This window comes from Bacillus sp. RCC_6_1 (genome assembly GCF_041360755.1).
GTDB lineage: Bacteria > Bacillota > Bacilli > Bacillales > Bacillaceae_G > Bacillus_A > Bacillus_A cereus.
This window is the reverse complement of record NZ_JBFUPV010000016.1, coordinates 1-12,153: the sequence shown is the minus strand read 5'-3', so window position 1 is coordinate 12,153 and position 12,153 is coordinate 1. Positions and strand designations below refer to the sequence as shown.

Below are 12,153 nucleotides of genomic sequence, written 5' to 3'. Positions count from 1 at the left end.
TATCGGACTATATCATCACCCATTCTTCGGGTGTCGTGCGCTCTTGGGTATTTCACCATATTCTCACTTAGGTTACTCTACCTAGTCTCTACACCTTCCTGTCGTTTCCGCACAGGCTCGGCTCGGGATTGCCATATTTTACTAACAAAAAAAGACACTTATAATAGAGTGCCTACCATACATTGATAAAACTTAGGTTTCCCCGAATTCACACGATATTTTATGCTGCTGATTTCTCAACAGCCGGGCTAGTTTTAACCCCAATTAATGTAGGATTCCCAGGTTTAATTAACGCGCCATTTGCAGCCCATTTAACATCGAAAGATGGTAGGCCTTCGCTCGCCCAATTAACAGGGTTTAACGAACCGTTCACACTGATTTTCGGAACAGGTATATGCACACCGCTAAACATATTCGAAACGCCTTTTCTGATTTTATCAATCCACTCCATAACACCTTCCCAAGCATTTTTAAATGGGGTTGCGATTGCATCTTTCACTTTTCCAAATACTTCTTTTATCACTGTAAGGGTGTCTCCTGAGCTTTTAAAAATACCCTCGAACATATCAGAAAATATTTTCTTTACACCTTCCCAAGCTTCTCCAAACAGTCCCTTCATTTTGCTGCCTATTTTGCCAATGATGCCAAGTACCTTTCCAACTCCCCATATTTGAATGAAATTCCAAATGAATTCCCATGCTCCTGATAAAATCTGTTTAATGGCATCCCAAACGCCGGTCCAATCACCAGTCAGCAAGGAAGAAAATAGTTTAATTGTCCCTAAGATGATATCTAAGGCCCCATTTATGACACCTTTTATGTTTCCCCAGACATCTTCAATAATGAATAGAACAACAGGCATTACAAATTCTATAATTCCTTTTATAATATCGAATGCATTTTTTACAGCTTGAACAATTTGATCTCCGTTTTCTTTCCAAAATGCCGCGATTTTTTCTATAATTCCGTTCACAAACGACATCACATCTGTTAGCAAAGGTATTAAGTAAGGAGCTATTGTATTGAATACACCTTTAATAAAATCCCAAGTAGCCCCGATTATTCCCATAATTACAGGAGCAGCAGCTGAGATTAGAGATTGTACATTTTCTATAAAACTACTTAATTGGGCATGTACATCCTGAACGAACATGATAATATCCGCTTTTTGTTCTGGAGAAAACCCTAACTTATCCAATAAATTACTAGCAGCTCCCCAATCACCAGATACGAGAGCTTTCATAGTTTCTACACCATATTGCACTGCCGCTGTAGTTTCTTGTATAAACTGAATTGCATTAGCTGAAAACCCTAGTTTAGTAAGGATGTCATAACCTTCAACTAGTGCATTCCTATCTCCAGTTGCAGCAATCCAGAATTGCTCGATAGCAGCGCCGACTTGTTGGATAATACCGATAGCATTACGAAGTGGTTCAAATACCTTATTCATCGCTTCTTGACGTTGACGAGTTTGCTCAATACCCTGTTGGAGTTTCTGGTATTCAACTTCAGATTGGTCGAGGATTTTATTGGCTTCTTCTTGAGTCATGGTCCCTTCCTCGACCTTCATTTTTAACTCTTCTTTTTTCTGAGCTAACATACCATCGGCATTCATCATATCTTCAGCGTGCTTCTTAGATAAAGCAAGTTTTTCATTATACTCTTCTTGCGTTATCTTCCCTTTTTTGAGATTCATATCAAGAATGGCTTTAGATTGAGCTAACTGCTGATCAGTTTGTTGCATTAGCTTAGCTGCTTCAACAGCTCTACCAGATGGATCAAGCCAGTCAGTAAGAGATTTAACAGCACTATTTGTTCCGTTTGTCATTGCAACAAGTGCTGGTTCAACATGCGAGAAAACAACAAGCCCTAAATTTTCTAATTGTGATTTAACGCCATCAACTGCACCTGATAAGTTATTTGCCATTGTTTCAGCCATAACCTTTGCAGAGCCTTCAGCAGTTTCGAGGGTATTTACCATATCATCAAAGGCAGGTTTACCACCTTTAATAACTTGGATCCATCCTGCATACGCTTCTTCACCGAAGATTGCTTTTGCAGCAGCGATTTGTTGAGCGTCGGTTAACTTCCCAAACCCATCGTGTAATTGACCAATAATCTCATTCATTGGTTTTAAATTACCTTGTGAATCCTTTACAGTTACATTTAATGCTGATAACGATTTAGCAGCTTCTTTCGGCGGGGCAGCTAAACGAGATAATCCGGCACGTAATGCAGTACCAGCCATAGAAGCTTTGATACCGTTATTTGCAAATATCTGAGCAATTGCAGCTGTTTGTTCGATGTTTAAACCGAATGTAGCAGCTACAGGAGCTGCGTATTTCATGGTCTCGCCGAGTTGTTCAACATTTAAGTTGGCAGTCGCTTGGGCTAACGCGAATACATCGGCCGCTCTTCCTGCTTCAGAAGCCTTCATTCCGAATGGTGTCATTGTATCTGTTACGATATCAGAAGCCTTTGCAAGGTCTAATGCACCAGCAGTTGCTAAATCAAGTAGTGGTTTACTAGCTGCAATCATTTGGTTAGCATCCCAACCTGCGAGAGCCATATATTCATAGGCCTCGGCTACGTTGGTAGCAGACCATCTGGTATCAGCACCAAGTTTACGAGCGTTAGCTCCAAGCTCAGCCATTTGTAGTCCGTTCGAACGCGAAAGAGCTTCTACCTTTGACATTTGTTTCGTGTACTCAGAACCAACATGAACTACACCAGCAACTGCGGCACCAACACCGACAGCGATGCCGACTAATCCTCCCATAGCTATAGCAGCTCCACCAACAGAAGAACCTAAACCAGCTGCCGCAGCACCAACTTGACCAAATCCACGCCCTAAGATACCTGTAGTTCTTTGCCCGCTTCTTTCCGCATTAGCCAATCCTCTTTGTAACTGATCATCTTTTAAGAAGATTGACCCAAACATCTTAAATAGTTCCATCTATTCACCCGCCTTTCCGCGGATTTTAGCAACACGAGCAAACACTTCTTCTTTTGTAAGTTTTTGCTTCGGTGTTTGTTCGATTGAATCGTTGTATTGTTTTACCTGTTCTTGCGTTGGATTTTCGCGCTTATGTTTAAATTGAGGAAATGTTTCATCGCAGTACGGTTGTAGGGCACACCATTCCTCCCATAACATGCGGTCCATCTGTTTCTTCTTTGCGGTGAGATACAAGTTAATAACTATCTCTGCATCCAAACTCCTTATATACTCCATATTTGGATAGCGAGAAGCTAACGTATCGATGAAGTCTATTTCATCAAGTTCACCGCATTGGAAAAAAGCTTAACCAGCCCAACTTCTGAATCTTTAATTGCAATAAATAATCGAACCAACTCTTCTAGATTTAAAGTTCGAATCGTTTCCCAACCTGGTGATGTTTTTTTGCCACCTTCCTCTTCATGAACTAAAAGCCCGGCTACAAACTCGAAAAATTCTTGTTCTGCTTCTTCTAATCCGAAGATAAACTTCATGATGATGTCGTAACCAAAAGTCTCTTGTGCAGCTAATACATCATCTTGTGTTGCTCCTTCTTTATTTCGTAAGCCCATCATTAAATCTTTAAGTAAATTAATATCAACCTTGAATTTCGATTTCTTCAAAATACGAACTACAGAAAATAAATCTCCGCCATGAATTTGTCTCACTTTGTATTCTTTTTCTTGAATTGCAATAGTCACATTTATTCCTCCTTAAAATAAAAAGAGCAGGGGTTGCCCCTACTCTTTAACCTGCTGGTATTAATTTAGCTGCTTCTGTCGCTGTTAAAATACGCATCTTCCATGGTACTTTTCGAATGTTTTCTGGGTCACGGTGTCCAGTGAATGTAACCTCTGGAACTACTTCACTTTCATTTTCAAATCCCATTTCTAAAGAACCATCAGATAACGCGTTATATACGATAATCTCAGCGATATCGCCACCTAACGTTTCACCAACCCACGCTACATTTTTAAGGTAGCTTTCTTTCGTAAGACGTTCTGTCGCTTCGATTACATCATATTTAATCGTTTTGCCATCTTTAGTAACACTCTCTTCAGAAACTTTTAATCCAGCAATAAAGTTTTTAATTTTATCTTTATCAAGGAATTCAAGCGTTTTAAAACTGATTTGAGTTTTTGATTTTGTAATACGTTTCATCCCCATAGTGTCACCTGGAGAACCATCATACTCAATTTCTTTAAACTCTGGTTCATACTTAAAAGAACCGCCACCTTGCGTAGCGCCTACAGGAAGTTCGTCTTTTTCTCCATAATTAAAGAAGAATGCACCCCAATCTCCGAAGAGGACATTTTCTGGTTTTGGTTGTGGAGCTGCCATATACTCAATCCTTTCTATTGTTTAAAATAAGTTCGTAAAATGAAGCGTACTTCTTTACGTCTAATATTCGGGTCTGGATCCGGTACTTTCTGACTCGAAAGATAAGAAATAGCAGCACCAAATTCAGCGCTGCTTAATCTCTTTCTATGAAGGCTGTTTTCTAAATCAGTAATTAACCGGTCAATCTTTGCTAAATAAGCAGAAGTACCGTAAATATCAATTGTAAGCATAATATTCTTTCGTCCCCATGGTTCTTTATCATCACCAACCGTATATACCAAATACGGCATAACGGCTTTAGTAGTTGCATTTTCATAGTACGTTTCTTTATGAACCTTTTTCAATTCACCGTGTAGTATATTTATAAAGTCATTCATGGTATCTACCTCATTAATGACGAATAGGTTCGTGTGCCGACTTGTGTAATCATCGGTTTATTATTCTCTGCTGCAGGTCTAAGGAATGGTTGAGCATGTTGTCCCTGAGTTCTAACCATCTTCCCTGTTTTGGGATCGCGATACATCCAAGGACTTTTACGGCCATCCCCATCAACTGCATAGATTCCTGTACCTTTCTCAACGTAAATGCCGTAATCAGAAGATGTACCAATAACAACCTTTTCTTGCTCTGCTTTGGAACTAATGCTTCTTCTTAGATTTCCAGTATCTACAGCAGCTAGTAATTTAGCTTTAGAACTAACAAATTGACCGACAGCGGTATGCGCTGCTTTCTTTGCGGCTAAGTGCCTTGCCATTACTGCAGCTCTATTTGACTGGAATTTCATGCTCATATGGCAACATCTCCAATTCTATTTGAAAGAATCTACCCGCATTCATTGGATCGCCTGGATAAGTAACACTGTATACCTTCTTATCAATAACTAATCTATCTTGAATAGTTACATCGAATGGTAAGCAATAAAAGAAATGCGTGCTTTTCTCCTCTACTTTCTTATTACGGGCGTCCTTTGTTCCTTGAATGGCATCTAGTACACCTTTAACAGTGTTAATTTCTTTCCATTCTTCATTTGGATAAGGTCCATCATCGTCAGAAACGTCATTACGAAGTACTGAAGCATCTTTACCAAACTTACGAATCAATGATTGAATCATAAGACACGTAACCTCACTTTCAGCCCTTTCGTAATACTAGTAGGGTAATCTCCAATATCATCATAAGTAACAGAGTAGTTACCTAATGATTCACTTTTTTTCCCTTCTCTCTCCTGTTCCTTATACTGATAAATCACCATTTTGGAAATAATACCAGGATAAGCAGGAGGGAACTCAGGAATTTTTCTATTTGTGTACTCAGCAACCATCAATATTGTATCTTCAATGTCTACTAATAAATTCTCAGGGCTTATATTAGGTAGTTTAGTTTGTACACGTTTTAGAATTTCTGCTTTCATGTCCATCTAATCACCTGCTTGTGTAAATGAAAAAGGTAAAGAAGGCTTATTAAGCCCCTTCACCTGGTTTTTCCGGAGTAGTTGGTGTGATTGTAGCTGTAAGCACCGCTAAGGACTCTTGACGAAGAATATCTCCACCATAAACCATAAGGCCACGGATACCATCAGCAAATGCACCTTGTAGACGCATAGCTTCTGTTTCATCTAATTGTTTGCCATACCCAATAGCGGATTTATGAAGTCCAAGAATTTTATATTTACCACCAGATCCATGAACTTCTTCAGACACAACGATTTGTGAACCGTTGATAATTTGACCTTCAACAATACCATTTTCTAACACGACAGGTTGCTTAGTAAAACGGTCATCCTTAGATAACAATCCAAGAACTTGAGAGTTAATAATTGTGAAACGTTCAGTTTTAGGTACTTTTTTAATATTTAAAATTGTATTTAAATCAACGATATAGTCGTAAGCGTTCTTCGGTGTTAATTCAATTGGAGATTTATCGCTACCGATTAAGTGTTCCTTAAGAGCTTCTGCATACTTACCTAAAATAAAGGTATCAACTGTTTCCTGAAGTACCGCGCCAGCTTCTTGTGTATGCGGATCGATTAAATTACCTGCTGCTTGTACTGCATCTACATCATCTACTTTGAACGCAAAGTACTTCTTCTGATCCATATTGATTTCTACTTTAGAAGGATTTGTATCATCCCATTCAACAGAACCTGAATAGTCTTTTACATTCACTGCACCGACACGATTAAAATTAATTTTGTTACCTTCAATTTTAGCTGGTTTTGTTGTGATTAAATCCGCGATTGAACGCTTGTGGAAATTCGCCATTAAACGAGCTTCCCAAATTGTTGGAATAAAAGTTGCTACTGACATATATTAATTCCTCCTTAATGTTCTTCCATAACAAAAGAGACCGCTAAAATAGCAATCTCTTTTATTCGTTTTATATTTTTTTAACCATACTACTTAATTTTTCTATTACTACTTACTCCAACTGCGCATATCCTTCTGAATTTGTGCCCAGTTCGCATTAATTTCATCCTGACTCATTGAATTTACTTGTTCTCTTGTAAATCCAGTCCCAGTTCCGCCACTAACATGAATTTCTCGACCCGCTGCTTTAAATCTTTCGACTACTTTTGCTTCTAACGCAGAAGAGAACAAATCATTAAACTTTGATACTCTAGATTTTGTATCCTCTACATCTGAACCGATAACAAAATCTACAAACTTAAGATCTAATCCAATCGTTGATAATCCATCTGCTGCCGCACTTTGCATTTCTTTCTGATGAAGTATTCTTTCCCGCTCTTCTAGCTGTTCCTGAAGTTGCTTCATCTCATACTCAGCTTTTTCTTGAGCGGTCATAGAAGCGGTTTTGTAGTTTTCTAGTTCCTTCTTGGTTGCATTAAGTTCTTTCGAATATTTCGAACGAACTCTATCTTCTGCTGATTGCACCATTTTCTCAATAAATGTTTTTGTTGCATCATCTAATTTCGGCTCTTTCTGTCCATCAATTGGCACCTCCTCTTTATCATCTGCAAGTGGCGTTTGTTCGGTCGGTGGTGTATCTTCTGCTGATGGTGGTGTATTAGGATCAGAGAAGAACTGCATACCTTTCAAGCGTAATGGCGCTTTTATTGTTTCTTTAACAAACTTTACTGGCAAATCTTTAACTAAATATTGTTTCATCATTTTTCCTCCTTTGAGTTCCTATGAATACGCCCTGTTTAGTTCGTAATCTATAAGCCCTCAAGTGTTTTATTTTTATTTGAGAGAGTCTTTCCACTCTTCATAACTAACTGCTGTAATGACTTCATTCCTGCCTGTTGTCGGGTTTCTAGCCCTCCTCTCAATAAATGGGCTAACTTCCGCTACTTCAGTAATAAAAGTACAGCGGCAGCGTACAACCTCTTTAGCAGGTAAATTGCTGTCGTGTGGATATTCACAACTATAACCACCGACTTTAAATAATCCTTTAAACGGTACTTTTTGATGATCCGCTGCTTGATGCGTTGGCCTTGTACGTTTATCTAATGTAGAAATCCAAATTTTCTCCATTGATACACCTTCGTCAAAAGCATGAGATGCACTGTCATAAGTACCTAAGTTTTGCACCCTAGCACTTTCTGTCCAAGCAACCATTTGTGCTTTCTTCGCATCACCATCAAGAATAGGCTTAATACGATTAGCCATTACCACATACCCTTCACCTTTTCTAAGGCCAATGGATAGTTCTTTACGTATTCGGCTAATTATCTGTGCCCGATGTATACTTAACCTTTGATTGAGCGTCATTTTATCAATTGGCATTTGTACCGCACGTTTAATGACGTTTGGGTCAATCAGCCCATATGAAAGAAATACACCAACCTCTTTCTCAATAAGATAACTCGTGTAATAAAAAGACTCTCCATACTGAGTGGAGAGTTTTTCATTGAGAGTTTTCTTTTTTTCATATGTTATTTCATTAATAACTTTCTGCAGTTCGCTTTGCATGTTTTTATATCGATTGAATCGACGCATTCCCTGCATACTTAACTGCTCATTCACCGCATATTTTGCATAATAAAAAGCCAGTATTCCTCTGACTTCTTCTAAAGCATCTTTATACAGGTAGAGAATCGCCTTTTCCAGTTCGTCCTCTATTTTGTGGAGGTGTTTCTGCTTCTTGTCCCATTCCATCGTTTTCACCGCCTTTATGTACAGTGTCTAAATCGATAGAATCAACTTCTTCTTCCTTCATCTTTTGTAATTCTGCCATTGGATCAGGAACAACAGATAACATAGATAATCGTGTTTCTTCGCTTATTAAACCTTGTAGTTTAGACTGAACGTCAGCTTCATCAGATAAGTTAGCTGGAAGATTACGAGTGAATTGGAATGTCATGCAAAGATAATCAAGCTCAGCTTTGTTTGAACGTAAATTCCAAGCGTCGAATAGTAACTTGAATTGTTGTCGCAATGACTTGGTAAACTTCATTTCTAACGTTCCTGATTTCGTTTCTAATGCTAGTAGCTTATAACGAATAGCAACCCCAGTGAGGTTACCACCGAATGATTCATCAGAAAGATTAACATGCTTTGTAAAACGGCATATATTCTTTTCTAATCTATCTAGATGGTGTTCCAAGATGTTGTCATTAAGATCCTTAGTTAAAAATGTAGCCTCGCCATTCTCACCTACATCAAGAGCTCCAGTTTGCTTTAACTTCTCAATAGTATCATCATCTATATCAACACCTTTAAAAATCATATAAGCCAAGCGGAACTGCTCAATTTCACTGTTCACATCAGAAAGTGCTCTGTCGTACCCTTCAATAAGCGCAATAGCTTTATCAACATCCCCCTGCAATTCTTCATTGTTAGGAAATCCGATAAGTGGTACACCTTTGTATAAATTAGTGATTCGATTTGTTTCTTTCAGCTTATCTAAATCTTCACCAGTGTACTCAATGATTTGCGTACCATTGTAAAATTCCACTTTATATCCATCTTTAAAGTCATCACCGTCAATTACTTTGACTGGATAACAGCGGATGGCGTATTTAGGCTCTGCAATGCTTGTATTCGTAAGGAAGATAGCTTCATAAGGTTTTATATTCATAACCTTTTCTTCACCATCTTTATCATGGTAAAGCAGTCTTGCCCCATACCCACAAATAGAAGCAAACTTTCCTGTTTCCGCATCAGCATCTTCAGTATGATTTGCCTTTAAGAAATCTTGGATACGTTTTAATACTTCCTCATCTTCATGATCTAAGCTATATGAAACAGGTAATCCAAACATATACCCTATCTTTGTATCAATAATTTCAGAGAAGAAGTCATTGTTCAGCTTGTTGTTAACCTTATCCTTATTTCCATCACCTTTAAACTCACGAGTAAAGATAGGTAAGCCTGTCTCACTTGCTTTGTATCGTTCGTACCTATTAATCATTCGTTTTTTTAACGGCTCAAATTCATCAATAATCTTTTTGAGCAGCTTGGGTGTAGGCTCCCCATTGTTTTCATCTAGTAATGGGATATAGTGTTCAAACATCGTCTCACCTCCTTAATAAATTGACTTAACAGCTTTTGCTTTGTTATTAGACATAATTACGGTATTCACAAAGTAACGATCACTATCCATTTGATGGTCATTCTGCTTAATCGGTTTGTCTTCACCGCGCTCCATTGCCTTCTCATCCCATACATAAGAAGAGAACTCACGCAGCGTTTCTTTACAACAATCGCAGAATTTAATTAATTCCGTTGTTAATGCAGTTGCTACATTTCGTATTCCATCTAATACATCGTTCTTTGCTTTTTTTACTTTCCAACCTTTTTGTTTCAGTAAAATAATAAATGAGCTTGCCGAAGGGTCCACGATAATACGCTTGGTTAGACCGTTTGCAAACTCAACTAAATCATCATAATATTGTTCATCTGACTTTTGTAAATTCTTCTTACGAGCGTCATGATGGTATTCTTTCACCTTATACCAAATGCCACCACATAAGCCCCATAAACCAAAAGCCATAGGGTTTTGTGTACCGTAATCGCAGGAGATATAGTACTGTTCGTATTTTCTTGGATGCGACGGTACAACATGTTCCTCTTCATTAAACATACTATATATTAAACCTTCCGCCATTACCCATAAACCTAATATATAGCGTTGATAGAACACACCACTAAACATACGTTTAAAGCGGTCTTTTACTTTCTCAGAAAGAGATAAATTATCATCCATTGTAAATTTCAAATGACAAACTAACTTCTCTTTTTTCTTATCGATAAGCTCTGTTTTTACAAAGTGATATGGCGAACCAGGATTACAGTTCATAAATATCTTTGCGCCATCAACAGAACAACGCCCAATCATTTGATCTATAAATGATTTAGGAAATAGAGCAGCTTCATCCGCTAATGAACCAGCAGCAGTTAAACCTTGTAATGTATCTTGTGAATTCTCCTTATTAGCTCCAAACAAGTAGTACGTATTCCACCCAATTTGCAGATAGTTTTCAGAACGGTTGTAATCATATCGCCAACCCCATGCGGTAAGTATTTGTATCATAGGGTTGATTACGTTACGTTTTAATGAGCCAATTGATTTACCAGCAATGATAAATGACTCACCTTTAAACTTTTCTTGTGACCATTGCAAGAAACTACAGATCATCGAAATTGTTTTACCAGAACGAATTGCTCCATCTGCAATAACGATGTCATGATTCTCATATGGCGAACCATCTCGCCACCACCACAATAATTGTAATTGTTTATTTGAAAACGGCTGGAACTTAAACGATTTGGTTTTCCGCTTTTTAATCCTCGCCATCTGCATCACCAAATACTTCTTTCATCTTTTCTGGATCAGGAGCAGTTGCTTGTAAGAAATCTTGAATTGCTTCTGCATTATCATCATCTTCATCACCAGTTAAATTTGCAATTTCAGCATTAGCTTTCTTTATGTTCGCTTTCTGTACTTCCATATGCATCTTGTGACGTTCTTCTTCAATTTTTCGCTTGAAGTTATCAGGCACTAAATCGAAGTACATCGCCAATTTATCAAGTGCTCTCATCTTGTCAGCAAGCTTGATAAACACGCCTTCTTTTCCTTTTTTCACTTCCGCAATGATAGAGCCATCAACCATATCCGATTCATTAAAATCAACATAGCTAATGGTTCTCATGACTGGTTTTCCGTCTTCATCTTTTACAGGTCCAAACGGGCCCATCACTTCTACATCTTTCTGGCCAAAATTTACGTAATTCGTAATATCTGCAAAAGCAATTTTGATGTACTCATTCAATACATCCATCGCTTCCACAAAGATATTCTCAACCATTTCACCTTTAATCTCTCGAATGTACGATGCTACACGTTCTCTTCTCAGTAACCGGCTACTCGTAACATGCGCGCTACTCTTTGCATAGCCAGCTTTCAGTGCAGCTTGTGTACCATTAAAATACTTTACGTAATACAAACAAAAGAGCCGTTCTTGTTCTGTCAGCTCTTCATCATCTAGCATCTTTTTTAACTTGGCTTTTGTCTTGGGGTTTTTAACATTGGTAATTACCTTTTTACCAACGGTAATATTACCAGTAATGTTTTCATCCCATTTATCAAGCGTTTTCCATTTTCTAATTAAAGAAACACTCTTTCCTAAATCACCAGCTATGTCTTCAATAGGAATTTCGCCTTTCGAATTCTTGTACATCTCAAACGCTTTATCTCGTTCTGGGCTTCGTCTACTCATGTCACATCACCTTTTCATCTCCAATCTTGTATACAAATTAAAAAAGACCACCTTATAAGTGAAGTGCACCCCAATTGTTAGACACATAATTAACAATTGGAGGTGCATTTTTTATGGCTAAATTTTCTTCAAAAGA

The 12,153-nt window shown here is 38.0% G+C and carries 14 protein-coding genes; all 14 read right to left on the bottom strand.

Annotated features, from left to right (window positions below; all coding sequences use genetic code 11):
- Positions 1–220: 220 nt before the first annotated feature.
- The 14 genes from AB6801_RS26995 to AB6801_RS26930 all read right to left on the bottom strand — a co-directional run bounded on the left by AB6801_RS26995 (position 221) and on the right by AB6801_RS26930 (position 12,017).
- On the bottom strand, positions 221–2,956 hold the full coding sequence (locus tag AB6801_RS26995) for a phage tail tape measure protein (RefSeq protein WP_000418554.1): 2,736 nt from the start codon (positions 2,954–2,956) through the stop codon (positions 221–223).
- Positions 2,957–3,214 (bottom strand): hypothetical protein, encoded by a 258-nt coding sequence (locus tag AB6801_RS26990; RefSeq protein ID WP_033667315.1) that lies wholly within the window; start codon positions 3,212–3,214, stop codon positions 2,957–2,959.
- Between the two features lie 53 nt (positions 3,215–3,267).
- Positions 3,268–3,696: a hypothetical protein gene (locus AB6801_RS26985; RefSeq protein WP_000150392.1), complete on the bottom strand. Its 429-nt coding sequence runs from the start codon at positions 3,694–3,696 to the stop codon at positions 3,268–3,270.
- A 46-nt stretch (positions 3,697–3,742) separates the two neighbouring features.
- A complete protein-coding gene (locus AB6801_RS26980; RefSeq protein WP_000729985.1) occupies positions 3,743–4,336 on the bottom strand; it encodes a hypothetical protein in 594 nt (197 codons plus the stop codon).
- 14 nt (positions 4,337–4,350) lie between these two features.
- Positions 4,351–4,713 carry a gp17 family tail completion protein gene (locus AB6801_RS26975; protein WP_000997640.1) on the bottom strand — a complete coding sequence of 121 codons (363 nt, stop codon included), beginning with the start codon at positions 4,711–4,713 and terminating at the stop codon, positions 4,351–4,353.
- A gap of 5 nt (positions 4,714–4,718) precedes the next feature.
- Complete coding sequence (locus tag AB6801_RS26970) at positions 4,719–5,126, bottom strand: HK97-gp10 family putative phage morphogenesis protein (RefSeq protein WP_097879993.1); 408 nt, start codon at positions 5,124–5,126, stop codon at positions 4,719–4,721.
- Positions 5,101–5,448, bottom strand: coding sequence for a head-tail adaptor protein (locus tag AB6801_RS26965; RefSeq protein ID WP_370941243.1), 348 nt, complete (start codon positions 5,446–5,448; stop codon positions 5,101–5,103). Before AB6801_RS26965 ends, AB6801_RS26970 begins: the two co-directional genes overlap by 26 nt.
- A complete protein-coding gene (locus AB6801_RS26960) occupies positions 5,445–5,753 on the bottom strand; it encodes a head-tail connector protein (protein ID WP_071730466.1) in 309 nt (102 codons plus the stop codon). The genes AB6801_RS26965 and AB6801_RS26960 overlap by 4 nt, the downstream gene beginning before the upstream one ends.
- Before the next feature lie 43 nt (positions 5,754–5,796).
- Positions 5,797–6,642, bottom strand: coding sequence for a hypothetical protein (locus AB6801_RS26955; protein WP_370941242.1), 846 nt, complete (start codon positions 6,640–6,642; stop codon positions 5,797–5,799).
- A gap of 108 nt (positions 6,643–6,750) precedes the next feature.
- On the bottom strand, positions 6,751–7,461 hold the full coding sequence (locus tag AB6801_RS26950; RefSeq protein WP_370941241.1) for a DUF4355 domain-containing protein: 711 nt from the start codon (positions 7,459–7,461) through the stop codon (positions 6,751–6,753).
- A gap of 75 nt (positions 7,462–7,536) precedes the next feature.
- A complete protein-coding gene (locus tag AB6801_RS26945; protein WP_370941240.1) occupies positions 7,537–8,304 on the bottom strand; it encodes a phage minor head protein in 768 nt (255 codons plus the stop codon).
- Positions 8,305–8,377: 73 nt separating this feature from the next.
- Positions 8,378–9,811, bottom strand: a complete 1,434-nt coding sequence (locus AB6801_RS26940) for a phage portal protein (RefSeq protein WP_370941239.1) — start codon at positions 9,809–9,811, stop codon at positions 8,378–8,380.
- Positions 9,812–9,823: 12 nt separating this feature from the next.
- Positions 9,824–11,095 carry a PBSX family phage terminase large subunit gene (locus tag AB6801_RS26935; RefSeq protein ID WP_370941238.1) on the bottom strand — a complete coding sequence of 424 codons (1,272 nt, stop codon included), beginning with the start codon at positions 11,093–11,095 and terminating at the stop codon, positions 9,824–9,826.
- Positions 11,082–12,017 carry a terminase small subunit gene (locus tag AB6801_RS26930; protein WP_098607636.1) on the bottom strand — a complete coding sequence of 312 codons (936 nt, stop codon included), beginning with the start codon at positions 12,015–12,017 and terminating at the stop codon, positions 11,082–11,084. Before AB6801_RS26930 ends, AB6801_RS26935 begins: the two co-directional genes overlap by 14 nt.
- Between the last annotated feature and the right edge of the window lie 136 nt (positions 12,018–12,153).